Here is a 26,344-nt window from a genome sequence, read left to right as displayed (position 1 = left end):
CGACTCAGGCGGTAGCGGGAATCGACCGCGGCAGTTCGGCCGCGGAAACCGGGCTGCCCAGCAGGAAGCCCTGCAGGGCATTGCAGCCGAGCCGGGTCAGCAGTTCCTGCTGCTCCACGGTCTCCACGCCCTCGGCCACGATCTTGAGCCCGAGCGTCTTGCCCAGCGCGATGATCGCCGCGACGATCGCCTCGTCGTCATTGCCCTGGGCCAGTTCGGTCACGAAACCGCGGTCGATCTTCAACTCATCCGCGGGCAGCTGCTTCAGGTACAGCAGGCTGGAATAGCCCGTGCCGAAGTCATCGATCGAGATGCCGACGCCGAGCGCGGCCACCTGGTTGAGGATGGCGAGGCTGGTTTCGGCATCGCGCATGGCGGTGGATTCGGTGACTTCCACGGTGAGGTGACGGGCATCGATCCCGTGGCGCGCCAGTGCGTCGCGCAGCGTATCGACCAGGCCCACATGGTTGAGCTGGGCCGTGGAGACGTTCACCGCCACCGTCCACTCGGCGTGCCCGGCATCGCGCCACACACGCATCTGCCGGCACGCTTCGTCGATCACCCAGTTACCGATGGGCACGATGAGGCCGGTGCGCTCGGCCACCGGCAGGAACTGGTCCGGCGGCACCAGGCCCTCGCCCGGCTTGTTCCAGCGCAGCAACGCTTCCACGCCCACCATGGGACCACTCGGAGACACCAGCTTCGGCTGGTAATGCAGGGTGAACTCGCCGCGATCCAGCGCACGCCGAAGGTCCTGCTGGAGCTTCAGCTGCTGGTGCACGTTCGCGTTCATCGCGGTCTCGAAGAAGCGGAAGCCGCGGCGGCCCTGTTCCTTCGCGTGATACATGGCGGCATCGGCGTTGATCATCAGCTCGTGGCGTGAGCGGCCGTTCTCCGGATACAGCGCAATGCCGACGCTGGCGGACACATGCGCCGTCACGCCGTTGATCAGGTACGGCTCGCTGAGCAGATCGACGAGTTCCTCGGCCAGCATGGCCGCATCCTCGGGGCCGCGGATATCGAAGGCGACGACGAATTCGTCGCCGCCCAGGCGTGCAACGGTTTCTTCCTCGCGCTTACAGGCGAGGATGCGCCGCGACACATCACGCAGCAGCTCGTCGCCGACATGGTGGCCGTAGACGTCGTTGACCGCCTTGAACCCATCCAGGTCGAGGAACAGCACGGCGAAGCGACGACCGCTCCTCGAGGCATTGTGGATCGCCTGGTCCAGGCGGTCTTCGAGCAGCACGCGGTTGGGTAGGCGGGTCAGGTTGTCGTGCATGGCCAGTTGCAGCAGTTCGCTGTTGGCGCGGTCGAGCGAGTTGGCCAGCATGTTCGCGCGGGCATCCAGCATGGCCACGGTGAGCGCGATGGCGAACACGGACAGGGTCACGACGATGACCACGACGGCGAGGTACTTCACATCGATGCCACCCGCCACGGCCGCACCGCACCAGCTGCCCTCGGGAAAGCTCGCGGCCGCCATGCCGGTGTAATGCATGCCGACGATGGCGCAGCCCATGACCAGGGAGGCGCCGAAACGCGCGACCCATACCCGGCCGGTATCACGACGCAGGCGGAAAGCGATCCACAGCGCCGCGCCGGAAGCGAGTACGGCGAACAGGACGGAAAGGGAAAACAGCAGCGGGTCGTAGAGCACGCCCGGCATCATCCGCATCGCGGCCATGCCGGTGTAATGCATCGCGGAGATACCGGCACCCATCAGCAACGCGCCCACCGCCAGGCGGCGCTTCGGCAACTCGCTCTGGCACACCAGCCAGAGGGCGAAGGCTGACGAGGCCACAGCAATGACCAGCGACAAGGCGGTCAGGTCGATGTCGTAACCGAGGGTAATCGGGAGGCTGAAAGCCAGCATGCCCACGAAGTGCATCGCCCAGATACCCAGGCCCATGGCGAACGAGCCGCCCGCCAGCCAGAGCAGCGAAGCCCGCCCCCGCGTGCCGGCCACACGGCCAGCCATGTTCAGCGCCGTGTACGAGGCCAGGATGGCCACCACGAACGAGAACACGACGAGGACATTGCTGTAGCTGCTGACGAGCATCACTGCCTTCCACACTCTGCCCGTACGTGGGCCATAGATAACAATTTCGGTAGTTATGACGAAATCTTGAGCACTTTGCCGAATTTGCCGTCGGTTTCTTTCGGGCACAAAAAAACCCGCTTTCGCGGGTTTCTTTGCGATCCGGTTGAGGTTGTCCGGATCTCTGTTGGTGCCCAAGGGGGGACTCGAACCCCCACGACCTAAGCCGCTACCACCTCAAGGTAGTGCGTCTACCAATTCCGCCACCTGGGCATAACTTTTAAAACTGGGGTGTTGCTCTTTTACTTCTTGGCCGTCGAAGCGGGTGCCGGGTTGGCTGCCTGCTGCGGGGCCGGAACATCGTTGTTCGCCGCCGGGGCCGTGGCCGCCGGGACATCGCCGTTGACCGCGGGGGCCTTGGGCACGTCGGTGGCCGGAGCCGCCGCGTTGTTTGCCGGAGCCGCCGGTGCCGTGGCGCCAGACATCACGCCGAGATCCGCGGTGGGCTGGGGGTTACCCGTATGGCCAAGGTAGATACCCATGCCAAGGCTCAACACGAAAAACAGTGCGGCGAGCACTGCGGTGGCACGGGTCATGAAGCTCGACGAGCCGCGCGCACCAAACACGGTTGCGGAAGCACCGCCACCGAAACCGGAACCTGCCTCCGCACCTGCACCGCGCTGCATAAGAATCAGCACGATCATCGCTGCGGCGATCAGGATATAGAAAACGCTGAAGAGAATGAACATGTCTTCTTGTTTGCCGTGTCGCGAATTATCGACGCGCCGCGGCGCATTTGCATATATCCAGGAAATCGGAAGCCACTAAAGCCGCGCCTCCGATCAGTCCCCCGTCTACATCCGGCTGGGCGAAAAGTTCGGCCGCATTGGCCGGCTTGACGCTTCCGCCGTAAAGCACCCGGGTCAGGAGCGAGATATTAGCATCCTTTTTTGCCAATTGGCTACGGATGAACGCATGAATTTTTTGCGCCTTGTCCGGCGTGGCCGTCAGGCCCGTTCCGATCGCCCAGACCGGCTCATAGGCGATGACGGCTTCGCGGAACGGCTCGATGCCGTTATGCTCGAGCACGACGCCCAGCTGGCGGGCGATGACCGCCTCGGCCTGCCCCGCCTCGTGTTCTTCCTTCGTTTCGCCCACGCAGAGGATCGGGGTGAGCCCCGCCTGGCGCGCGGCCTCGAACTTCTTGGCCAGCAGCGCATCGGATTCATGCTGGTACTGGCGGCGTTCCGAATGGCCCACCAGCACCCACGTGGCGCCTACGTCGTGCAGCATGGCGCCCGAGATTTCCCCGGTGAAGGCGCCCTGGATGTGGTGTTCGGACAGGTTCTGCCCACCGAAACCCAGGCCCCGGTCGCCGTAGCGGTCGGTCAGCTCGTTAAGGAACACATCGGGGGGAAACACCAGCACGTCGGTGCCATCCGGCAGGTCTTCCACGATATCGCGGACGAGCTTGTCGGCCATGGCCCGCGAGCCATGCATCTTCCAGTTTCCGGCGACCAGCTTCTTGCGCATGGCTTGGCTTCCAGGCGGTGGCAAAGGGGCGGCAGGATAGCGGCGGGGCCGTAGCTGGCAAAGCTGCATTGCCGCATCGGCCCGCCGCATGCGGCGTTCACCGAGGGTAACGCATGCTTCGGGCATTTGAGCTTGTCGGATCCGGCCTATCATTGCCCCATGCGTATTGTGAGAATTCTCTTCATCGCCCTGCTCCTCATCGGCCCGGGGCTCGCCGCCGCCCAAGACACGGACGCAGCGCCTACCCCGGCCCAGCAGCTGGACGACCTGCGCGGGCGCCTGGATGCGGCCGAAAAGGCCATGAAGGCCGCCGACATCACCGATGGCCAGATCGACGATCTCCGCGGCCAGGTCAGCGACATCAACAGCCAGTCGCAGAAGCTCTCGGGCTCCCTGCAGCCGAACCGCGACGCCGCCAAGGCGCGGCTCGACCAGCTCGGCCCCGTGCCGACCGGCGGCAACAAGGAGCCGCCCGAGGTGGTTCAGGCCCGCCGTGATGCGCAGAAGGCGTTCGATGCGGTGGATGGCCAGATCAAGCAGGCCGACGCCATGGCCCTCGAGGCCAGCCAGACCGCCAACGCCCTCTCCGACCTGCGGCGTACCCGCTTCCAGGAACGCATCTCGCGGCAGAGCTATTCCCCCCTGTCGCGCCCGTTCTGGTCGGAGCCCGCCAAGGCGTTTCCGCGCGATGCCGCCAACGTGCGGGACTTCGTCAGCCAGGCGCAGGCGGATATCGCGAACAGCTGGAGCAACGGGAACCGCACCGCGCTGGTGAGCTGCGTGGTGCTGGGCCTGCTGATGATGACCGGGCTGCGCTTCTGGATCGAATCACGCGTGCGCAGCCTCACGGCCAACCGCATGCCACCGGGCCGCCTGCGCCGCTCGGCCCTGATCGTCGGTATCACCCTCACGTCGGCACTGACGACGGGTATCGGCACGCAGCTGTTCTATGTGGGCCTCAACTGGCGCGACACGTTCAGCGACGAGACCAACGAAGTCGCCAGGGCGATCGTGCGCCTGGTGTTCTTCGGCGCATTCGTCGCCGGCCTCGGGCGTGCGCTGATTTCCGCGAAGCGCCCGTCGTGGCGTCTCCCCGCCATTTCCGATGAGACCGCGCTGAGCCTGCGTCGCTTCCCGATGCTGTTTTCGTTCGCGGTCGTGGTGTTTTATTTCCTACGCATCCTCAACCGCGTCATCGGCACCAGCCTTGCCGCCGAGGTGCTCACCAGCAGCCTGCAGGCGCTGGTGCTGACGGTGTTGACCGCCCTGGCGCTCATCCGGCTCAGCCGGACCCACCACGTCGTGGAAGAAGGCAGCACCGAACCGCCGCGGCCCATCTGGGCCAGCCTGTTCATCGCCGCGGCATGGGTGGCGATCGTCGCCTCCTGGATCGCCCTGCTCACCGGCTTCATCGCCTTCGCGTCCTTCGTGGCGGGCCAGGTGGTGTGGACGCTGATCGTTATCTCGGCGACGTACCTTGCCATGCGGCTGGTGGATGACCTCTTCGAAACCCTGCTCTCCGAGAAGGGCCCGATGAGCGCACGTGCGCAGGCGATCTTCGGAACCCACCCCAAACTGCTCGACCAGGCCGGCGTGCTCCTGTCCGGCGTGTCGCGGCTTGCGCTGTTCCTGTTCGGCCTGACCGCCGTGATCTCGGGCTTCGGTGCCGGCACGTCCGACATCATCGATCTCGCGAGCAAGCTGCAGCAGTTCAAGGTCGCGGGCGTCACGCTGCAACCGGGACAGATCCTCGGCGGCATCGGCGTGTTCTTCGTGGGCCTGCTCGCCGTACGCGTGGTGAAGAGCTGGATGGCGGAACAGTACCTTCCGCGCACCAACCTCGATCCCGGCATGCGGACCTCGCTGACGACGCTGCTTGGCTACGTCGGCATCGTGGTGGTCGTGTCGATCGCCCTGCTCTCGCTGGGCCTGTCCCTGCAGAACATCGCCTGGGTCGCCTCGGCGCTCTCCGTGGGTATCGGCTTTGGCCTCCAGGCGATCGTGCAGAACTTCATTTCGGGCCTCATCCTGCTGGCCGAACGGCCGGTCAAGGTAGGCGACTGGGTCGTGCTCGACGATGCCGAAGGCGATATCCGCCGGATCAACGTGCGCGCCACCGAGATCCAGGTGGCCGACAGGTCGACGATCATCGTGCCGAATTCTTCGTTCATCACGAAGCCCGTGCGCAACATGACCATGGCGAACCCGCAGGGCCGCGTCCTGATCAAGCTGCCCATGCCGCTGGATTCCGATCCGGTGGCCGTGCGCGATCACGTCCTCGACGCCATGAACCATCACCAGGGCGTGGCGGAAACACCCGCGCCGTCGGTCACGCTGGATAGCATCGACCGCGCCGCGATGACCTTCGCGATCACCTGTTACGTCGGCAGCCCGCGCGACGTGGGTGGCGTGAAGAGCGACCTGCTGTTCGAGATCATCGCGCGCCTGCGCGGCGCGGACATCCCACTGCTGCGGCCGCAGGACCTGGTACTGCGCTCAGGCGGGAACATGGGCGACCTGGTCGGGCCGACAGGGGCTGGGGCGCCGAAGGCGTCTACTGATCCCGAAGGGTGAGGCCAGATCCATCGCGCGCAAGCGCGCTCCCACAAGGCTGGCGCCAACCTTGTGGGAGCGCGCTTGCGCGCGATAAAGGTTGCCTCACCCTTGTGGGAGCGCGATTGCGATGAATTAGTCCTTGACCGGTGCCAGGCGCAGGTCCTGGAAATCGAAGCTGAAGTCGGTCAGCGGCGACACCGGCTCCATGCGCACCTCGCGCACCTTGCCGTCCGGATCGAGCGAGAAGTTGACGAACGCATCGCCGTTGAGCGAGCGGTCGTTCCAGTGCGCGATGAAGGTATCGTGCTGCCACGGCTCCAGCGTGCCGGTGAGCTGCGCGGTCTTCGTGAAGCTCATCACCAGCTTGCCACCCTGCTTCGTCACCTTGACGTCGCCATACCACGGGTCGCGAAACGTGCCGGCGTAGCCATCCAGCGGCAGCGAGGGCTTCGCGCCCTTCATGCGCGCCGCCTCGTGCTTCTTCATGCTGTCGTCGGCGTTGCCTTCCTGCTTTTTCACGGAAGCCGCATACGCCGCGATCCAGTCGGTCTTCGGCGCATCCATGTATGCATCGAGCGCGCGCATCGTCACCGCCTGGAACGCTGCGCCGCTTTCCTGGTTGGTCAGCACGACCACGCCGAGGTTCAGGTCCGGCACCAGAGTCAGCCGCGAGACCATGCCCGGCCAGCCGCCGGTGTGCCACACCAGCTTGTGCCCGCGGTAATCGGATACGAACCAGCCCTCGCCATAACCGGAGAAGTTGGGCACCGCGGCCTTCAGTTCCGGCACGCTCGGCTCGGAGATGCGGATCGGCGTGAGCAGCGACCACATTTCCTTCTGCCGCGCGGCGGAGAACAGGCGCTGCTGGTTGCCGTTCGCATCGGTGTACAGGCCGCCGGCGAGCTGCATGTTCATCCACTTCGACAGGTCATGCACGCTCGAATAGATGCCGCCGGCCGAAGGATTGTTGTTCCACGACATCGGCTCGACCGGCTTCAGGTCCTTGAAGTCGAATTTGGCGTGGCCGATCGCGGTGTCGTCGCCTGGGTTGATATGGTCCGGCGCGCTGGTGATCGATTCAGTCATGCCCAGCGGCTGGAAAATGCGATCGCGGACGAAATCGGCCCACGAGTGGCCGGACACCTGCTCGATGACCAGGCCGGCCACGGCGAACAGGATGTTGTCGTACGCGTACTCGGCGCGGAAGCTGTTGGTGATCGGCACGTAGCGCAGGCGCTCGACAACTTCCTTCGTCGTGTACGTGGTCGCCGGCCAGTACAGCAGGTCGCCCGCGCCGAGGCTCAGGCCGCTGCGGTGTGCCAGCAGGTCGCGCACGCGCATCTCGCGAGTCACGTACGGGTCCGACATCTGGAACCACGGCAGGCGGTCGACCACGCGGTCGTTCATGTCGAGCTTCTTCTGGTCGGCGAGGATCGCCAGCGAGGCTGCGGTGAACGCCTTGGTATTCGACGCGATGGCGAAGCGCGTGTGCGCATCCACCTTCGCCGGCTCGCCCAGCTTGCGCACGCCCGAGCCCATCTCGAGCACGATCTTGCCGTCCTTCACGATCGCCACGGCAATGCCCGGCACATCGAACTGCTTGCGGGTGGCGTCGACGTAGGCATCGAAGTCCGCGAGGGCCACGGGGCGTGCTTCGCTGGAAGCACTGGCGGCTGCCGGCGGCGTGTCCTGCGCCTGCGCTGCGAGCGCGAAGGCGAACGACGTGACCCCGAAGGCGAGGAGATGGCGAAGACGCGGCATTGGGTGACCCCTGCTGGAAAATCGGTGTTCCAGACTATGCCGCGCCGCGGGCGCCGAAGGAAGGGACCGCTTAGGCCTTGCTTTTCTGGCTGAAGAGGACACTGCCCAGGATGATCGCGCCGGCCAGCGCCATCGTCGGGGTGAGCGCCTCGCCGAGGAACATCCAGGCCCATGCCACGCCGAACAGCGGCACAAGGTAGGTCGAGGTCGCGGCACGCGGGGCGCCGATCTTCTGGATCAGGCGGAAGTAGAAGGCGTACGCAAGGCCGGTCGACAGCACGCCGAGCGCCACGACGCAGATCCACGACTTGGCGGGGATGGGTGCGTCGGGCCAGGTGGCCCATGCCAGTGGCGCGGTGAGCAGCGTCGCCCCAAGCAGGCAACCGGCGGCGACCGCCGTCGGCGCGATATCGGAGAGGAACTTCTTGATCAGGTTGGCCGCGAGGCCGTAGCAGAACGAGGCCGCGGCACCGGCGGCCGCCGCCATGCCCACGTTCTCGCCGGCGGTCTTGCCGCTGGCCAGGATGACCACGCCGACGAAGCCGGTGATGAGCGCGATGGCCTTGCGGGTGCCGATCTTCTCGCCGAAGCCCACGAACGCGACCAGCGCCGCGAACAGCACGGTCATGCTGTTGGCGATGGCGCCGATCCCCGCCGGCGCACGCTCCGCGCCCCAGGCGAACAGCGTGAAGGGGATCGCCGCGCTGAGCGCGCCGAGCAGCAACATCTTCCACAGGTGCGACACACGGATGGTCGCGCGGGCACGCCACAGCAACGGAAGCAGGATCACGGAGCCGAAGGCCAGCCGCGTGGCGACCATCGGGAACGGGCCGAAATCCTTGGCCGCAACGCGCATGAAGAGGAACGAGCCGCCCCAGATGGCGCCCAGGGCGACCAGTTCAGCGCCCGTGCGCCAATCGCGCTCGGCGGCGACGGGCGTCATGGGTTCGAGGGGAGCATCGGCGGCGGTCGACATACGAACCTCATGGGGGACTGGCAGTCCATTGTCGCCGGAACGGCCCGCCGGACAAGCGCTTTGTTTACACGCCAGCCTTCAAATCCGCTCAACCCCGTTGTGGGAGCGCGCTTGCGCGCGATGGGGCCTGCCGCAAGCACCCATCGCGCGCAAGCGCGCTCCCACAACGGGGTGGTCAGTCGACGCCGACGAAGCCGCCGGTCTGGTGGGCCCAGAGGCGCGCGTACAGGCCGCCATGGGCGATCAGCTCGGCGTGCGTGCCGGTTTCCACGATCGCGCCCTTCTCCATCACCACCAGCCGATCCATCCGGGCGATGGTCGAGAGGCGGTGGGCGATGGCGATGACCGTCTTGCCCTGCATCAGCGTCTCGAGGCTCTCCTGGATGGCGGCTTCGGCCTCGGAATCGAGCGCCGAGGTCGCTTCATCCATGATCAGGATGGGGGCGTCCTTGAGCAGCACGCGCGCGATGGCGATGCGCTGGCGCTGGCCGCCGGAGAGCTTCACGCCGCGCTCACCCGCATGCGCGTCGTAACCCGTGCGCCCTTCCCCGTCGGATAGCGCCGGGATGAACTCATCCGCGCGCGCCTTGCGCACGGCCTCGGCCATCTCGGCGTCCGTCGCGTCGGGACGGCCGTAAAGGAGGTTGTCGCGGATCGAACGGTGCAGCAGCGACGTGTCCTGGGTGACCACGCCGATATGCGAGCGCAGCGATTCCTGGGTCACCCGCGAGATATCCTGGCCATCGATCAGGATGTGGCCTTCTTCCAGGTCGTACAGGCGCAGCAGGACGTTCACCAGCGTCGACTTGCCAGCACCGGAGGGGCCGACCAGGCCGATCTTCTCGCCCGGGCGCACGATGAGGTCGAGCCCGCTGATGATGCCGCCGGCTTTGCCGTAGTGGAAATGGATGTCGTCGAAGCGGACTTCACCCTTCGTCACCCGCAACGGCACGGCATCGGGCCGGTCCACGACGGTGCGCTCCTGCGAAATCGTGGTGATGCCATCCTGCACGGTACCGACGTTGTCGAAGATGCCGTTCACCACCCACATGATCCAGCCGGACATGTTGTTGATGCGGATCACCAGGCCCACGGCCAGCGCCACCTGGCCCGTGGAGACGCTGCCCCGCGACCACAGCAGCAGCGCCAGCGCGCTGGTGCCGGCGATCAGCAGGCCGTTGATCGAGGTGATCGAGAAATCCATCGCCGTGACCATGCGGTTCTGCGCGCGCAGCTTGTCGGTCTGCTCGTTCAGCGCTTCCTTCGCATAGAGCTCTTCGCGGTTGGTATGGGCGAAAAGCTTCAGCGTCATGATGTTGCTGTAGCCGTCGACGATGCGGCCCATCAGCTTCGAGCGCGCCTCGGAGGCATGCCACGAGCGGTCCTTCACGCGCGGCACGAAGTAGACGAGCATGCCGATGTACGCGGCGATCCACAGCACGAGCGGAAGTGCGAGCAACAGGTCCGCCTTCGCGAACAGGTACACCGAGGTACCCGCGTACACGGTGACGTACCACATGGCGTCCGCCACCTGCATGGCGGATTCGCGCAGCGATGGCGCGGTCGTCATGATCCGGTTCGCCACGCGGCCGGCGAAATCGTTCTGGAAGAACGACAGGCTCTGCTTCAGCACGTAACGGTGGTGCTGCCAGCGCATCATCGCGGTCATGCCGGGGTTGATGGCCTGGTTCACCAGCAGGTCGTGCAGCCCGAGGAACAACGGGCGCAGGATGACCACGACGAACCCCATCCAGAGCAGGGTCCGCCAGTGGGTCTGGAAGAACACCGCCGCAGGCGTCTTCTGCGCCATGTCGACCACGCGGCCGAGGAAATCGAACAGCGCGACCTCGATCAGCGCGACGACCAGGCCGACCAGCAACGCCACCACGAACAGCTTCCACACCTGGCGCAGGTAATAGATGTAGAAGCGCGTAACGGTCTTCGGCGGCGCACTATCCGGCGCGTCGCGGAAGATATCGATCAGGGATTCGAACCAGCGGAAGATCATGCGGGGCATTGTACGCCCACTCCCTTGTGGGAGCGCGCTTGCGCGCGATGGGGGGCTCGCGGCAAGGCCTATCGCGCGCAAGCGCGCTCCCACAGGAGCACCACAGGCGCTTCTACAGTTTTCGGTCGATTGCGACGAAAATCAGGCCGAGGATCAGGAACAACGCGCCGACGATGCCGGTATTGAGCAGCACCTGGCCGTATCCCAGCTGGTTCACATCCATGAAGGGATACGGGTATTCATGGACGACCGCGCCGCGCGCGAAGGTCCACGCGGCGAACAGGCCGGGGAACGCCATCCAGCGCAATGCATCGCTCCACGCGAGCGCGCCATGCGGCAACAGCGCGAGCCACCAGGCCAGGTAAAGCACGGGCACCGCGTAATGCAGCGACCGGTCGGCCAGCAACGCCGGGCCCTGCGGGTGGAACTGGCTTTGCAGCACCGTGGCGTAAACAAGGCACGTCACGGTGATCGACAGCGCCGCCAGGCCGCGGATGCGCGGGCCGCGCCAGACGCGGAGGAACGCCCAGTTACCGCCCGTGGCCGCCGAACCGGCGACCAGGGCGACAAGCAGGTTGGACAGGATCGTGAAAAAGCTGAGGAAGCGGACCGTCACTTCCAGGGCCGGCCCGGACCAGAGCATCAGCCAGTACTGCAGCATCAGCGCCGGCCAGGCGACGGCCGCGACGATCACGGCGAACAGGTTGGCATAGGCGGCACGCGTGGACATGCCGCGCAGTATCAGCGAGGCCAGCCGTTATTGGAACGGTCGCGATCGGGCACCTTGTGGTCGGGATCGATGACGGCCGCGACGACCTTGTGGCTGCCCGGGACGGTCAGGTCGAAGGTCTTGTGCTGCTGCCAGGTCTCGACCGGGATGCGGATATCCTTCGTGGTCTTGTCATCCAGCGTGACGCGCAGCGTGGCCGGCATCACCAGCTGGTCGCGGTTCTCGAGGGTAACGACCTGGCCGTTCACCTTCGTCACCGCGAGGTCGAGCTGCCAGTTGTTGGCATACCAGCCGCGCCAGAACCAGCCCAGGTCCTCGCCGGCCTCGCTCTCCATCAGGCGGAAGAAGTCGGAGGGCGTCGGATGCTTGTAGGCCCAGGTGGCGATGTACTTGCGGAACGCGGGATCGAAACGCTCCGGCCCGATGATTTCCTCACGCAGCAGCACCAGGCCCAGCGCAGCCTTGTAGTACGTGGCCGGGTGGCGGTACTTCTCCTTCACCATGTCCGCGCCCATCAACAGGCTCGGTGCGTCCTGGTCGGCCAGCAGCGGCAGGATGCCATCCACCGGGTTACCGCCCTTCGGCGCGTACTCACCGTCGCGCTTCGGGCCGAACTCACCGTGGTTGAACGCGTCCATCTCGTACACGTCGATGAAGGTGTTGAAACCCTCGTCCATCCACGCGTTGCGGCGCTCGTCGCTGCCCACGATCATCGGGAACCAGGTGTGGCCGATCTCGTGCGCCGTCACCATGTGCAGCGGCTTGGCCGGCGCCTCCATCGGGTCGAACACGATGCCCGGGTATTCCATGCCGCTGGCCGCGCTGCCACCTTCATTGATCGCCACGGGGTACGGATACGGATACCACTTGGTCGAGAAGTGCTCGACCGACGCCTTCAGGAACTCGGTGGAACGCCCCCAAAGCTTTGCCGTGGCGCTTTCCACGGGGTAGACCGACATGGCCAGCGCCTTCCTGCCTTCCGGCAGGTTGATGCGCGCAGCATCCCACACGTACGCGGTGGACGCGCCGAAGGCGACATCGCGCGTGTTCTGCATGCGGAACTTCCAGGTCAGCGTGCCGCCCTGCTTCGGCCGGCTGGCCGGGTCGGTCACTTCCTGGGCCGTGCGGATCATCACCGTGGCGTCGCTTTCGCGGGCCTTGGCCAGGCGCTCCTGCTGCGTCTTCGTGAGCACGTCTTCCGGGTTCACCAGTTCACCGGAGCCCGCGATGATCATGTTCGAGGGCACGGTGATCGCGTAGTTGAAATCGCCGTACTCGAGGTAGAACTCGCTGTTGAGGTACGGCGCCGTGTCCCAGCCACGCTGGTCGTCGTACACGCACATGCGCGGGTACCACTGGGCCATCTCGTAGATGTTGCCGTTCTTCGACGGATCGAAACCCGTGCGGCCGCCGAAGTCGCCCGGCAGGTCGTAGGAGTATTCGATGGTGACATCGACCTTGCCGCCCTTCGCGTCGAGCGCATGGGCGAGGCGCACCTGCATGCGCGTGTCGGCGACGACGTATTCGGCCTTCGCCGACTTGCCGCCCTGCGTCACCGTGACCGATGCGATGCGATAGCCATCGGTGAACTGCTTCGGCGTCTTGTCGCCGGTGAAATTGCCGCGGGCCGTCTCGGTGAAGCGGTTTTCGTCGAGCTGCAGCCAGAGCACGTCGAGGGCGTCGGGGCTGTTGTTCGTGTAGTGGATGGTGGCCTTGCCCACCAGCGTGTTCTTCACCGGATCCAGCGTGGCCGCCAGGTCGTAGTCGGCGCGGTTCTGCCAGAACAGCGGACCCGGCATGCCGCTGCCCGAGCGGTAGGCGTTCACCGGCTGCGGGTAGGTGAACGGGGCGAAGGTCTCGCGCGGATCGTAAGTTCCGGCGGCGGCACCCAGGGTGGTGGCCAGGGCCAGGCCGGCCAGGGTGAAGCGGAAGGTGGGGTTCATGGGAACGCTCGTGGGACGACCGGAGGAGACTACCCGCGCCCCCGGCGTGGCCCCAACCGTGCCGGAAGTCAGGGGTGCCCCGGCCGATATGACGAAATCTTCCCACCGCGGGCGGCATCATGGCCCGATCTCCACGCGAAGGCGGGCCGATGGGACTGCTGACAGACGGGCACTGGACGGACAAGGGCTATGACACCGCGAGCAGCGGCGGCCGCTTCAAGCGCGAAACCACGCGTTTCCGCCACTGGATCACGCCGGATGGCGCACCCGGCCCCACGGGTGAAGGCGGCTTCGCCGCCGAGCCCGGGCGCTACCACCTGTACATCGCCCGTGCATGCCCCTGGGCGCACCGCACCACGATCTTCCGCGCACTGAAGGGCCTCGACGAGATGATCGGGCTCTCGGTCACCCACTGGCTCATGGGCGAGCACGGCTGGACGTTCGAGCCGGCCGAGGGCGTGATCCCCGATGACGTCAATGGCGTCGAATACGTCTACCAGCTTTACCAGCTGGCGGATCCGGCCGTATCCGGGCGCGCTTCCGTGCCCGTGCTCTGGGACAAGCAGCGCCGCACCATCGTCAGTAATGAGTCGGCCGATATCATCCGCATGTTCAACAGTGCGTTCGACGGCGTCGGCGCGCGCCGTGGCGATTACTATCCCGAAGGGCTGCGCAGCGATATCGATGCGTTCAACGAGCGGATCTATGACACGCTCAACAACGGTGTTTACAAGGCCGGGTTCGCCAGTACCCAGGAAGCGTACGACGAAGCGATCGGCCCGCTGTTCGCCACGCTCGACTGGCTGGAACTGCATCTCGCCGAACATCGGTACCTCTGCGGCGACCAGTTGACGGAAGCCGACTGGCGCCTGTTCACCACCCTGCTCCGTTTCGATCCGGTGTACCACGGGCATTTCAAATGCAATATCCGCCGGATCATCGACTATCCGGCACTGTGGGCGTATACGCGCGCGCTTTATCAGGAGCCCGGGATACGCGAAACCATCGACTTCGGGCACATCAAAAAGCACTATTACCTGAGCCACCCGTGGCTGGACCCCACCGGGATCGTTCCCGTGGGCCCGGATATCGATTTCGAGGCGCCGGCCTGAGCCGGTCTCATCCATTGGTATACCTTGCATCCCGCCCGGCTAGCCGCATATTCCCCACGATGTTTCCACGAGGACCCCACGCATGAAAATCGGTTTGATCGGTCTGGGCCGCATGGGCGGCAATATCGCCCGCCGCCTGATGAGGGATGGCCATGAGACAGTCGTTTACGACGTCAGCGCCGATGCCCGCGCCGCCCTGGCGAAGGATGGCAGCCAGGCTGTCGAATCGGTCGAGGCCATGGTCCAGGCCCTGCCCTCGCCCAAGGCCGTATGGGTCATGCTGCCGGCCGGCGAAATCACCGAAGCCACGGTCCAGCAGCTGGCTGGCCTGATGGGCAAGGACGACATCATCATCGACGGCGGCAACACGTTCTACAAGGACGATGCGCGCCGCGGTAAGGAACTGGCCCAGAAGGGTATCCACTACGTCGATGTCGGCACCTCCGGCGGCGTGTGGGGCCTCGATCGCGGTTACTGCATGATGATCGGCGGCGACAAGGCCACGGTCGACCACCTCGATCCGATCTTCAAGACCCTCGCCCCGGGCGCCGGTGACATCCCGCGCACCGAGGACCGCGATGGCCGTGACCCGCGTGTCGAGCAGGGCTACATGCATGCCGGCCCGGCCGGTGCCGGCCACTTCGTCAAGATGATCCACAACGGCATCGAGTACGGCATGATGCAGTCGTTCGCGGAAGGCTTCGATATCCTGAAGAACCGCAACGCCGATTTCCTGCCGGAACACGAACGTTACGACCTCGACATGGCCGACATCGCCGAAGTCTGGCGTCGCGGCAGCGTGGTTTCCTCGTGGCTGCTCGACCTCACCGCCAGCGCGCTGGCCAAGGGCGCCGAGCTCGACAACTACTCCGGTTACGTCAACGATTCCGGCGAAGGCCGCTGGACGGTGAACGCCGCGATCGAAGAAGCCGTGCCGGCCGAGGTCCTGACCTCCGCGCTGTTCGCCCGCTTCCGCTCGCGCCAGGACCACACCTACGCGGAGCGCCTGCTCTCGGCGATGCGCATGGGCTTCGGCGGCCACGTCGAAGGCCGCGGCAAGCCGCCGAAGGAAGGCGAGCACTCGTAAGTCACGCAAATACGCCCCGGAAACGGGGCGTTTTTTTGGCTGGGCTCTGGCTTGCGCGCGGCGCCTTGTGGGAGTGAGCTTGCGAACGATGCTCTTCCGCAGCCCCATCGCTCGCAAGCTCGCTCCCACGACCAGGGTGGATTCAAAGGGTCTGCCAGTCGCCCGCGTCCATGCGCTTCGTCCGGTCCTTCCACTGTTCGGGCGTTTGCGGCTTCACGAACAGCGCCACGATGGGCAGCTGCGCATCGCGCGTCGCCGCTTCCATCCGCCGCACGCACTCCTCGATCTGCACGGTCGTCAGGCCGTCTTCAAACTCGGTGGATAGCGCCACCATTACCTGGTCCGGTCCCAGCTGCAGCGTCAGCATGCCGTTGACCTTGCGCACGCCAGGCACGGTCGAGGTGATCCGGCAGACCTTCTCGAGCAGGTGTGGCGTCGCGGCCTCGCCGATGAGCAGCGCCTTGCTCTCACGCGCCAGCAGCGCGGACGCCAGCGCCAGCACCACGGCAATGCCGATCGAAGCCCACCCGTCCAGGCGCGGCTCGTTCAACGCGTGCGATAGGTATATACCGATGCCCGCGATGGCGAGGCCGAGCAACGCGGCGCTGTCTTCGAACAGCACGGTGAAGGTGGTCGGATCCTTCGAGCCGCGGAACGCCTCGAAGTAACCCATCCGCCCTTTCCTTCGCTGCACGCTCTTGAGCGACAGGTACCAGGAGCTGCCTTCAAACAACGCGGCAATGCCGAGCACGATGTAGCTGGCCGTGGGATCGCGCAGCGGTTCCGGCGCCAGGATGTGGTTCACGCCCTCGTACAGCGAGAAGCCCGCGCCGAGAGCCAGCACGAGCAACGCGACGATGAAGCTCCAGAAGTAGAGTTCGCGGCCGTAGCCGAGGGGGTGCTGGCGGTCCGGCGGCTTGTGCGAGCGGCGCAGGCCGTAGAGCAGGAGGATCTCGTTGACGCTATCGACGAGCGAATGCACGCCCTCGGAAAGCATGGCCGCACTGCCGGTCAGCGCCGCCGCGATGAACTTGGCCACCGCGATGCCGACATTGGCTGCCAGCGCGACGTAGACGATGAGTTTCTTTTCGGTGGCCATGGCTGATGCTGGCCAGCATGGCGTGTGCGCCATGTAAAAACTTGCAACGACGCACCCCAAAAACACTGTGGGAGCGTGCTTGCACGCGATGGGGCTAGCCGCAAGACCCATCGCGCGCAAGCGCGCTCCCACAGGGGGTATCAGCTACCCGTGCCGCTTATTTCGCGAACAGGTGCTCGACGCCGGCGCGCTCTTCGCGCAGTTCCTTTTCGGTCGCGTCGATGCGCGCCTGCGAGAACGCGTTGATCGCCAGGCCCTGGACGATTGCGTACTTGCCATCCTTCACGGTGACCGGGTAACCGAAGATCACGCCCGGCTCGACGCCGTACGAACCATCCGACGGGATCGCCATGGAGACCCAGTCGCCTTCGGCGGTGCCGAGGGTCCAGTCACGCATGTGGTCGATGGCGGCCGAGGCGGCCGAAGCGGCCGACGAGGCGCCACGGGCCTTGATGATCGCCGCGCCGCGCTGCTGCACGGTCGGGATGAAGTCGCTTTCGTACCAAGCCTGGTCGACCTGCTCCAGCGCCGGCTTGCCCTTCACCGTGGTGGTGTGCAGGTCCGGGTACTGGGTGGAGCTGTGGTTGCCCCAGATGGTGAGCTTCTTGATGTCGGTCGAGTGCGTGCCGGTCTTCTCGGCCAGCTGCGACAGCGCGCGGTTGTGGTCCAGGCGCACCATGGCGGTGAAGCACTTCGGATCGAGGTCCGGGGCGTTCTGCTGGGCGATCAGCGCATTGGTGTTGGCCGGGTTGCCGACGACCAGCACGCGCACGTCGCGCTTGGCGTGGTCGTTCAGGGCCTTGCCCTGCGGGCCGAAGATGGCACCGTTGGCTTCGAGCAGATCCTTGCGCTCCATGCCCGGGCCACGCGGACGCGCGCCGACGAGCAGCGCGTAGTCGACGTCCTTGAAAGCGACGTTGACGTCATCGGTGGCGACCACGCCAGCGAGGGTCGGGAACGCGCAGTCATTGAGCTCCATCACCACGCCCTGCAGGGCCGGCAGCGCCGGGGTGATTTCGAGCAGGTGCAGGATGACCGGCTGGTCCGGGCCCAGCATGTCGCCGGCGGCGATACGGAACAGGAGGGCATAGCCGATCTGGCCGGCTGCGCCGGTCACGGCAACGCGTACGGGTGCTTTCATCTTTCGACTCCTCAGGGATATCGCGTGGGACAGACGATTACTTCAGCTCGGCGAAGAACTCGACGATGCGGGCCATGCCCTTGTCGAGCGCCTCATCCGGGCACGAATAAGAGATACGCAGCGCGCGCGGCTCGCCGAACGCCGAGCCCGGCACGCAGGCCACGCCCTTGGCTTCGAGCAGCACGGCGCAGAAGCTGACGTCGTCGGTGATGGCGACGCCGTTGTGCGACTTGCCGAAGGCCACCGAGATATCCGGGAACGCGTAGAACGCGCCCTGCGGACGCGGGCAGACGACATCGGGGATCGAGACCAGGGCGTCGTAGACGCGATCGCGCTTGGCGGCGAACTCCACGCACTTCTGCGCGGGCACATCCTGCGGGCCTGCGAGCGCGGCGACGGCGGCGGCCGTGACGACTTCCGGCAGGCTCGTGATGTGGTTCGAGTTGAGCGTGGTGACGGCCTTGGCGACCACTTCCGGCGCGGCGATGAAGCCCACGCGCCAGCCGGGCATGCCATAGGTCTTCGACAGCGAATCGACGAAGATCACGCGGTCCTTCAGCTCCGGGCGCACGTGCACGAAGTTGTGGTAGCCCACGCCATCGAACACCATGGTGTTGTAGATGTCGTCGGTGATCACCCAGGTTTCCGGGTACTTCGCGATGACATCGGCCAGCGCGGCGATTTCATCGCGCGTGTAGACCATGCCGGTGGGGTTCGAGGGGTTGTTGAAGAGGAACACGCGCGGCTTGCGCTGCAGGGCCTCTTCGAGCTGTGCCGGGGTGAGCTTGTAGTGCTGCTCGGGCGGGCACGGCAGGATGTTGATCTTCGCGCCGACGATCTCGGCGATGTCGAGGTAGCTGGTCCAGTACGGTGCCGGGAACGCGATTTCATCGCCTTCGTCCAGCAGGGCCTCGGCCAGGTTGTACAGGATCTGCTTGGCACCGACGCCGGTGCTGACGTTCTCCGGCTTGTAGCCGGTGAGGCCAAGGGCCTCGATGTGCTTGAGGAAGGCGTTGACCAGCGCATCGGCGCCACGGTTGCTGCCGTACTGGCCGGAATCCTTCGCCAGCGCCTCGCGGGCGGCGGCGTAGACGTGCTCGCCGGGGAGGAAGTTGGGGACGCCGATCGAGAAGCTGACGATGTCGCGCCCCTCGGCTTTCAGGCGCTTGGCCTTCTCGGCAATGACCATGATCGCACTGGGCTTGGCGCGACCCATACGCGTGGCGAGCTGCGGCATCGTTTCCTCGTCTTGGGGGCGGAACAAAGGCCGCCACTTTACCACGCCCCGGGCAGCCCCTGTGGGAGCGCGCTTGCGCGCGATGGGTGCTCGCGGCAAGACCCCTCGCGCGCAAGCGCGCTCCCACAAAAGGAAAAGCCGCCCAGTGGGCGGCTTCCTCGGATCACAGGGTCCGAAACACCTCAGCGGGCGTCGAGCACCGTGTTCCATTCCTTGACCTTGGCGGCCTGCTTCTCGAGCAGGGCGTCCACGTCGCCGGAGACTTCCACCTTGTTGATGGTGTCATCCTGGCGGATGGCGTCGACCACGGCCTGGTCTTCCGCACCCAGGATCTCACCGAAGACGCTGTGCTTGCCGTCCAGCCACGGGGTCGGGCCGTGGGTGATGAAGAACTGCGAGCCGTTGGTGCCCGGGCCGGCATTGGCCATGGACAGGATGCCCGGCTTGTCGTGCTTCAGGCTGCTGTCGAACTCGTCACCGAAGCGGTAACCCGGGCCGCCGCGGCCCGAACCTTCCGGGCAGCCGCCCTGGACCATGAAATCGGCGATGACGCGGTGGAACGACAGACCGTCGTAGTAACCACGCTTGGCCAGGTTCACGAAGTTGGCGACCGTCATCGGGGTCTTGTCGTCGTGCAGGCGCAGGTGGATGTCGCCCTTGTTGGTCTTCATGGTGACGTTGATGGTCATCGTAATTCCTGTAACTCGTTGATAGTCGGGCCGAACGCCTTCTGCGCCCGGCCCAGGGGGGAGCAAAGGCTACCGAAGATGGCGCCCCGTGCCCAATAACTCAAGCGGCGGGGCGTGAAAGGATTATCCGGGCGGCAGGGCCAGGGTCTTGGCGGTGACTGCCCCGGGCCCGCGCGCCTGGGTGTCGCGGACCAGGGCGTCCTCGGGCAGCGGGCGCCCGCCCGTGATGTGCGCCCAGGCCCGGTCCAGTGCCGCATAGCCGAACGGCAGCAGCGGCGCGTGGCGGTCGCCGAAATCCGGGAAGGCGAGGAAAGCGTCGAAGTGCTGGGCGTGGGGGACCTTCCAGAAGACCGGGGAGCGGCCGTGGGCACGGAGCCAGGCGACATAGGGTTCGGAGCTGAACGCGACCGGGATCAGGCCGTCTTCGGCGCCATGGACGACAAACACGGGCAGGCCCTCCCGGGGCAACGCCGCGGCGGTAGCCGCTACGTCTTCCCGCAAGGTCAGCGCGTCACTCCCCTGCCCGGTCCAGAGTTCCCGGAGGCACATGCAGCCCGGGAGTGTCGGATCGAGCGAAAGATCGGTACCACCCTCGAGGGCGAGCCCGGCATGCGGCGGCACCCCGGAGCCATCGGCCCACCAGGCGGCGCGGAGCACCGTGTCGATGGGTGAAGGCACCGCCGCCGCCCGCTGGATCCGGTATGAGAAGCCGCACGGCATCTGGCCCGCTTCCCGTCTCAGGTACGCCGAGGCGTAGGCCACGGACACAGCGCGCCAAAGGTCGAGCGAGGCGGATGAGGCGGCGACCTTCAGCGCCTCATCGCGCCAGCCGTTGGCGCGGAGCAATGCAAGGGCTTCGGCGGCCTGGGCCTGCGGCGTGTTGCCGGAGAGCTTGCCGTGGGCGCGCAGCGCCGCGCCACGCAATGCCCATGCCGGGGGCGAGGCGATGCCGACGCGGGCGAAAGGAACGTTTTCGAACTCGGAAGCAGCCAACGCCGCCGGCAAGTACACCGCCGCCTCGGTCGCATAGTCATAGAAGGCACGGCCATTACCGTCCACATGGATGTTCGGTTCGAGGGCAACGACCGCATCCAGCAGGCCTTCCGCATCATCACCCGCCGCGCGCAACACCGCGCCACCGCCGTTGGAGATACCGGTCGCGATGATCCGCGTGTTTTCCGGAGTGAACGGAGCCTCGTCGGGAAATGCGCGATCAAGCATGGCCAGGCCGAACCGCGCCGCCTGCAGGACATGCCTGCCCCAGTCCGCCTCGGGGTTATCGCCGGAATGCGCGTGCTTGGTCGCGATACCCGCGTCGACGGGGATGCCCTTGGGCTCGAACTCGAGCGGTACTTCGCCTGCCCTGGCCCGAGTGCCGTCGAGCGCGACGCCGGTTCCATCCGCCGGATCGAAATAGCCGGCACCCGTGCCCTTGTCGGTGTACGCGACCGCGAAACCCCGCGGAAGACCCCACGCACCCGCCAATGCGATCGGGCCATAGATGCCGCGCGAACCGGACGAAGCCGTGACGACGAGGCAGCGCGCCGCGCGATCGAACGCATCAGGCACCTGCGCCAGCACGCGATGCGGCTGCCGTGCGCCGGGCAACCAGGCGAAGGTCGTGAACTCACGGCCCGGTACATCGGGCACCGCGCCGTAGACGGTGCCGAACCCTCCGAGCGGACCGAGATCCGCGATGCCACGCCAGCTGCTTTGGATCGCGCGCCGGCGCAATTCATCCGGGGTCGGCGCCGCCGGATTCATGAACTTCGCCGGCGCACCGGCAAGCGCACGCAAGCCAAGTCCCGCGCTCAGCAGATCATCGCCATCGCGGTGCGCTGTCACCCGCACATCGCCGAACGTATCCATAGGCCACTAACCCGAATCCGTGATGGGCCACGATAACCCGCAGGCTGCGACAGGACCATGTGGGAGCGCGCTTGCGCGCGATGGGGCTAGTCGCGAGCATCCATCGCGCGCAAGCGCGCTCCCACGACGGTGTGGCCGCACCACGGCGGGCCTTGCGCACGCTATGCTCCGGCTTTCCCGGCAGGAGCCGGACGAACCCAGGGGATACCGAGCAATGATTGCCCGTCGTACCGTGCTGCTTGCCGCAGCCATTTCCGCCGCGCTGGGCCTGGTGGCCTGCCATAAGAAAGACGAAGCGCCTGCTGCCGATCCGAAGGCTATCGCCGCCGCCCAGGCCGCGCTGTCGTCGCCCGCATGGCTGCGCCAGCACCTGCCCGCGCAGACCGTCGCCTACGTCCGCATCCCTTCGCCATGGGGCATGGTGAATGCCGTGCCGAATGGCCGTCCGCTCGATGCGGCGCTTTCCGCGAAGGCGAACCTCGATGCGGTGGCCGGCGTGCGCGACGCGCTCGCAAAGGACAAGGTGCTGGCCGACCTGAAGATCGCGCCGGCCGTGAACCTGCTCCTGGGTGACCTGCGTTCGCCGCTGGAGATCGCGGTGATCGATCCGGTCGGCATTCCTTCCCCCGCATCCCATGGCCTGGTCACCGCGGTGCTGGATTTCCCGAACGTCGAGGCGTTCAACGCCCGGCTCGCCGCGCTCTCGCCGAGCAGCCCGCTCCTCGCGGCGCCGCTGGATGCCCAGGGCAACGGCCAGCTCGCGAGTGGCACCGGCGCGGTGCACTACGACGCGGGCCAGCGACGCGTCTGGATCAGCGTCGGCGTGCCGATGCCGAAAGGCCCGGCGCCCGGCGACCCGGCGACGCTCGCCAGCCTCATCGCGGACGTCGGCAAGGCCTCGGCAACCACCGCCCCGCCCCTGCTAAGCGCCCTCGAAGCCCGCATCGACACCTCGGGCGAAGGCCTGTTCGGCTGGATAACGGTGCGTGGCGTGGGCGCCGTGGCCGCGGCGCAGGCCGGCGATTCGCCGCTCGGCAAGCTGCCGGCCGATTTCGCCGCCAAGGCCGATGCCATCGCCTTCGGTGCCGGCACGGTCAACGGCCGCGGCCAGGCCCAGTTCCTGATCCATTCGCCACAGGCGCGGCTGCTCCAATACCTCGCCCCGTCGTCCTTCGCGCCCACCTTCAAGACCGTGGGTGAAGCGCACTGGGCCTTCACCTTCGCGGCCCCCACCGCCGATGCGTGGAAGGCCATGGCCGGCAACCTCAACCTCGACTTCGGCCCGGAGGGGGCGAAGAAGATCGGCGAGTTCGGCGACAAGATGCAGAAGCGCCTGCACATGGCGCCCACGGATTACTTCAGCTGGTTCGGCCCGGAATACGTGTTCTTCGCCGATGACGCGGGCACCTACACCGCCGTGCGCGTGCGCGACTGGAAGGCCTGGCGCGATCGCATCGCGCAGAACGCCCAGTTCGGCTGGAAGACCGGCACGACGAAGGTGGACGGCGCCGAGGTGCACTGGATGACCGCGCCGACCGCGATCGACGACCAGATCGAGCCGAATACGCCGCCCGAGGTGCAGGGCATCATGCGCCTGTTCGCGCGCACCGGCGGCCGCGCCTGGTGGGTCGAGGAAGGCGACTGGGCCATCTTCGCCAAGGTGCCGCAGGCCCTGTCGGATCGCGTCGCCGCGGGCCCGGACGCCTCGATGGAGGACTGGTTCAAGGCCCACGCCTTCCCGGGCCAGCGCACCGTCATGGGCTTCACGGCGACCAGCCATGGCGCACAGCGCGATGCCTATTACACCTACCTGTCGATCCTCCAGGCCGTCCAGGGCGTCTCGGGCTCCGACGCCAACTTGTCGGCGCTGCCGTCCGCCCACACCCTCGGCCTGCCCGACAAGGGCGTGGTCGGCGCCGGGCTCGAGATCGACAAGGAGACCCTGGGCTTCTCGGTGACCTATGAGCAGTCGCCGGTGGAAATCGCGGGCATGGGCGGTGGCGCCACGGGCATGGCCGCGGTGGCCTCCGCGGCGATCATCGCCGCGATCGCGATCCCCCAGTACCAGGTCTATACGATCCGCAGCCAGGTCGGTGCCGCCGAGACCTCCATGGCGGCCGTGAAGGCCGCGGTCGCCGAACACCGCCTCACGACCGGCAAGTTCCCCGCGAACAACGCCGCGGCCGGCCTGGGCAAGCCCGAAACGCTGGGCGACGACTATCTGGGCAGCATCGAGATCGGCCCGGGCGGCGAGATCGTGGGCGCCTTCGATACCACCCCGCCCCACAAGGCCGATGCGAAGCTCGAAGGCGGCGTGCTGATCATGACCCCGGCGGTCGAGGGCAAGTCGGTCCAGTGGCGTTGCTCGGCCGAAGGGATCGACCCGAAGTACCTGCCGGCGGCCTGCCGGGATGAGCCGATCGAGCCCTGAGCCGACCGGTCGCGCCGGGGCCCGAGACCGGGCCCCGGCGCCGTCATGCGAAAGTTTGAAAAAGTCTTTATAATCGGCGGCTTCCCATCCCAAAGAGGCCGCCCGGCGAAAACGCCGGTGCACGACGCATGTCCATCGAATTCCTGCGCAACATCGCCATCGTCGCCCACGTCGACCATGGCAAGACCACCCTCGTCGACCAGCTGCTGAAGCAGTCGGGCACGCTCAACGAGCGTACCGTGCTCGCCGACCGCGTCATGGATTCGAATGACCAGGAAAAGGAGCGTGGCATCACGATCCTGGCCAAGAACACGGCCATCACCTGGGAAGACAAGAAGAAGGGCGTCAAGAACCGCATCAACATCGTCGACACCCCGGGGCATGCTGACTTCGGTGGCGAAGTCGAGCGCGTTCTGTCGATGGTCGACACCGTGCTGATCCTGGTCGATGCGATGGACGGCCCGATGCCGCAGACCCGCTTCGTCACCCAGAAGGCGTTCGCCATGGGCTTCAAGCCCATCGTCGTCGTCAACAAGGTCGACCGTCCGGGTGCGCGTCCGGAGTGGGTGGTCGAGCAGGTGTGGGATCTCTTCGCCAAGCTCGGCGCCACCGATGAGCAGATGGAATTCCCGATCGTTTACGCCTCGGCACTGAACGGTTACGCCTCGCTGGACGAGAACGCCCGCGAAGGCGACATGACCCCGCTGTACGAAGCGATCATGCAGCACGCGCCGAAGCCGGACGTCGATCCGGAAGGCGCCTTCCAGATGCGCATCAGCCAGCTGGACTACAACAACTTCGTCGGCGTCATCGGCATCGGCCGCATCCAGCGCGGCACCCTGAAGAAGGGCATGCCGGTCGCCGTGATCGACCGTGAAGGCAAGAAGCGCCAGGGCAAGGTCGTCCAGGTGCTCGGCTTCCTCGGCCTCGAGCGCATCGAGCAGGATTCGGCTGAAGCCGGCGACATCGTCGCCATCTCGGGCATCCCCGAGCTGACCATCTCGGACACCGTCACCGCCCTGGAAACCCCGGAAGCGCTGCCGGCGCTGAGCGTCGACGAGCCGATGATCAGCATGACCTTCCAGGTCAACAACTCGCCGTTCGTCGGCAACAAGGATCTCTCGGGCGGCAAGTTCCTCACCAGCCGCCAGCTGCGTGAGCGCCTCGATCGCGAGAAGGTGCACAACGTGGCACTGCGCGTGGAAGACGGTTCCGACGCCGACAAGTTCCTGGTCTCGGGCCGCGGCGAACTGCACCTTTCGGTGCTGATCGAAAACATGCGTCGCGAAGGCTACGAGCTGGCCGTGTCGCGTCCGGAAGTCATCATCAAGGAAATCGACGGCCAGAAGATGGAGCCGATCGAAGAGCTGGTCATCGACGTCGAGGAAATCCACCAGGGTGGCGTCATGGAGCGCCTGGGCATCCGCAAGGGTGACCTGAAGAACATGGTGTCGGACGGCAACGGTCGCGTCCGCCTCGAGTATGAAATCCCGGCGCGTGGCCTCATCGGCTTCCAGAACCAGTTCAAGACCCTCACCCAGGGTTCGGGCCTGCTGTTCCACGTGTTCAAGCACTACGGTCCGTATACCCCGGCCCCGATCGCCAAGCGCCAGAACGGCGTGATGATCGCGAACGCGGGTGGCACCACCCCGGCCTACTCGCTTGGCCCGCTCCAGGAGCGTGGCAAGCTGTTCGCCGCCGAAGGTGATTCGGTGTACGAAGGCCAGCTGATCGGTATCCACGCGAAGGACAACGACCTGACCGTGAACGCGATCAAGCCGAAGCCGCTGACCAACATGCGCGCCTCCGGTAAGGACGATGCGATCCAGCTGACCCCGGCGACCAAGTTCACGCTGGAGCAGGCGCTGGACTTCATCGACGACGACGAGCTGGTCGAAGTCACGCCGAAGGAAATCCGCATGCGCAAGAAGCACCTGACGGAACAGGACCGCAAGAAGGCATCCCGCGGTCAGTAAGCAAAAAGCCCGGCGAAAGCCGGGCTTTTTTTATGCCTGAAGGTTGTGGGAGCGCGCTTGTGAGGTGACCCCCAGAAGTTGGACATCTTCTCCCACCTGAGATGTCCGACATGGCCAAGTACCCGAAGCGCTTCAAGCTCAAGATCGTCAAGCAG

Annotated in this window: 18 protein-coding genes and 1 tRNA gene; 5 read left to right on the top strand and 14 right to left on the bottom strand. The window is 66.1% G+C overall.

Annotation, left to right across the window (positions count from 1 at the left end; translation table 11 throughout):
* Positions 1-4: 4 nt before the first annotated feature.
* The 4 genes from ACZ6YI_RS20215 to tpiA all read right to left on the bottom strand — a co-directional run bounded on the left by ACZ6YI_RS20215 (position 5) and on the right by tpiA (position 3,574).
* On the bottom strand, positions 5-2,062 hold the full coding sequence (locus ACZ6YI_RS20215) for a putative bifunctional diguanylate cyclase/phosphodiesterase (RefSeq protein WP_465780196.1): 2,058 nt from the start codon (positions 2,060-2,062) through the stop codon (positions 5-7).
* A gap of 167 nt (positions 2,063-2,229) precedes the next feature.
* A tRNA-Leu gene (locus ACZ6YI_RS20210) sits at positions 2,230-2,314 on the bottom strand.
* Between the two features lie 29 nt (positions 2,315-2,343).
* Positions 2,344-2,790, bottom strand: coding sequence for a preprotein translocase subunit SecG (secG, locus tag ACZ6YI_RS20205; RefSeq protein ID WP_465780195.1), 447 nt, complete (start codon positions 2,788-2,790; stop codon positions 2,344-2,346).
* Between the two features lie 25 nt (positions 2,791-2,815).
* Positions 2,816-3,574, bottom strand: coding sequence for a triose-phosphate isomerase (tpiA, locus tag ACZ6YI_RS20200; RefSeq protein ID WP_465780194.1), 759 nt, complete (start codon positions 3,572-3,574; stop codon positions 2,816-2,818).
* Positions 3,575-3,733: 159 nt separating this feature from the next.
* Between tpiA and ACZ6YI_RS20195 the strand changes: the two genes are divergently transcribed.
* Positions 3,734-6,148: a DUF3772 domain-containing protein gene (locus ACZ6YI_RS20195; protein ID WP_465780193.1), complete on the top strand. Its 2,415-nt coding sequence runs from the start codon at positions 3,734-3,736 to the stop codon at positions 6,146-6,148.
* Positions 6,149-6,262: 114 nt separating this feature from the next.
* Here ACZ6YI_RS20195 and ACZ6YI_RS20190 read toward each other — a convergent pair whose 3' ends face one another.
* The 5 genes from ACZ6YI_RS20190 to ACZ6YI_RS20170 all read right to left on the bottom strand — a co-directional run bounded on the left by ACZ6YI_RS20190 (position 6,263) and on the right by ACZ6YI_RS20170 (position 13,548).
* Positions 6,263-7,891 carry a serine hydrolase gene (locus ACZ6YI_RS20190; RefSeq protein WP_465780192.1) on the bottom strand — a complete coding sequence of 543 codons (1,629 nt, stop codon included), beginning with the start codon at positions 7,889-7,891 and terminating at the stop codon, positions 6,263-6,265.
* 70 nt (positions 7,892-7,961) lie between these two features.
* The gene (locus ACZ6YI_RS20185; RefSeq protein ID WP_465780191.1) at positions 7,962-8,867 is read right to left on the bottom strand and encodes a DMT family transporter; all 906 of its coding nucleotides are present in this window, start codon (positions 8,865-8,867) and stop codon (positions 7,962-7,964) included.
* A 175-nt stretch (positions 8,868-9,042) separates the two neighbouring features.
* On the bottom strand, positions 9,043-10,875 hold the full coding sequence (locus ACZ6YI_RS20180) for an ABC transporter ATP-binding protein (protein WP_440324427.1): 1,833 nt from the start codon (positions 10,873-10,875) through the stop codon (positions 9,043-9,045).
* Between the two features lie 112 nt (positions 10,876-10,987).
* Positions 10,988-11,605, bottom strand: a complete 618-nt coding sequence (locus ACZ6YI_RS20175; RefSeq protein WP_465780190.1) for a Pr6Pr family membrane protein — start codon at positions 11,603-11,605, stop codon at positions 10,988-10,990.
* A gap of 11 nt (positions 11,606-11,616) precedes the next feature.
* Positions 11,617-13,548, bottom strand: a complete 1,932-nt coding sequence (locus ACZ6YI_RS20170) for a M1 family metallopeptidase (RefSeq protein WP_465780189.1) — start codon at positions 13,546-13,548, stop codon at positions 11,617-11,619.
* Positions 13,549-13,697: 149 nt separating this feature from the next.
* Between ACZ6YI_RS20170 and ACZ6YI_RS20165 the strand changes: the two genes are divergently transcribed.
* On the top strand, positions 13,698-14,660 hold the full coding sequence (locus ACZ6YI_RS20165; RefSeq protein ID WP_465780188.1) for a glutathione S-transferase family protein: 963 nt from the start codon (positions 13,698-13,700) through the stop codon (positions 14,658-14,660).
* An 82-nt stretch (positions 14,661-14,742) separates the two neighbouring features.
* The gene (gene gnd, locus ACZ6YI_RS20160) at positions 14,743-15,747 is read left to right on the top strand and encodes a phosphogluconate dehydrogenase (NAD(+)-dependent, decarboxylating) (RefSeq protein WP_440324419.1); all 1,005 of its coding nucleotides are present in this window, start codon (positions 14,743-14,745) and stop codon (positions 15,745-15,747) included.
* Positions 15,748-15,889: 142 nt separating this feature from the next.
* On the opposite strand, the gene ACZ6YI_RS20155 is transcribed toward gnd, so the two are convergent.
* The 5 genes from ACZ6YI_RS20155 to ACZ6YI_RS20135 form a co-directional block, all read right to left on the bottom strand.
* On the bottom strand, positions 15,890-16,846 hold the full coding sequence (locus ACZ6YI_RS20155) for a cation diffusion facilitator family transporter (RefSeq protein WP_465780187.1): 957 nt from the start codon (positions 16,844-16,846) through the stop codon (positions 15,890-15,892).
* Positions 16,847-17,003: 157 nt separating this feature from the next.
* A complete protein-coding gene (locus ACZ6YI_RS20150) occupies positions 17,004-17,987 on the bottom strand; it encodes a malate dehydrogenase (protein ID WP_429246058.1) in 984 nt (327 codons plus the stop codon).
* 37 nt (positions 17,988-18,024) lie between these two features.
* Entirely contained in the window at positions 18,025-19,224 is a 1,200-nt protein-coding gene (locus tag ACZ6YI_RS20145) for an aminotransferase class I/II-fold pyridoxal phosphate-dependent enzyme (protein WP_465780186.1), read from the bottom strand.
* A gap of 182 nt (positions 19,225-19,406) precedes the next feature.
* The gene (locus ACZ6YI_RS20140) at positions 19,407-19,913 is read right to left on the bottom strand and encodes a peptidylprolyl isomerase (RefSeq protein WP_465780185.1); all 507 of its coding nucleotides are present in this window, start codon (positions 19,911-19,913) and stop codon (positions 19,407-19,409) included.
* Between the two features lie 123 nt (positions 19,914-20,036).
* Entirely contained in the window at positions 20,037-21,782 is a 1,746-nt protein-coding gene (locus ACZ6YI_RS20135; RefSeq protein WP_465780184.1) for a 3-hydroxybutyrate oligomer hydrolase family protein, read from the bottom strand.
* 214 nt (positions 21,783-21,996) lie between these two features.
* Here ACZ6YI_RS20135 and ACZ6YI_RS20130 point away from each other — a divergent pair, with 214 nt between their 5' ends.
* Entirely contained in the window at positions 21,997-24,213 is a 2,217-nt protein-coding gene (locus tag ACZ6YI_RS20130; RefSeq protein ID WP_465780183.1) for a pilin, read from the top strand.
* Between the two features lie 128 nt (positions 24,214-24,341).
* Positions 24,342-26,189, top strand: coding sequence for a translational GTPase TypA (gene typA / locus ACZ6YI_RS20125; RefSeq protein ID WP_465780182.1), 1,848 nt, complete (start codon positions 24,342-24,344; stop codon positions 26,187-26,189).
* Positions 26,190-26,344 lie beyond the last annotated feature (155 nt).

Source organism: Luteibacter sp. NPDC104163 (assembly GCF_055584245.1).
The sequence above is the reverse complement of the archived record's forward strand: the minus strand, read 5'-3'. Positions and strand labels throughout refer to the sequence as shown.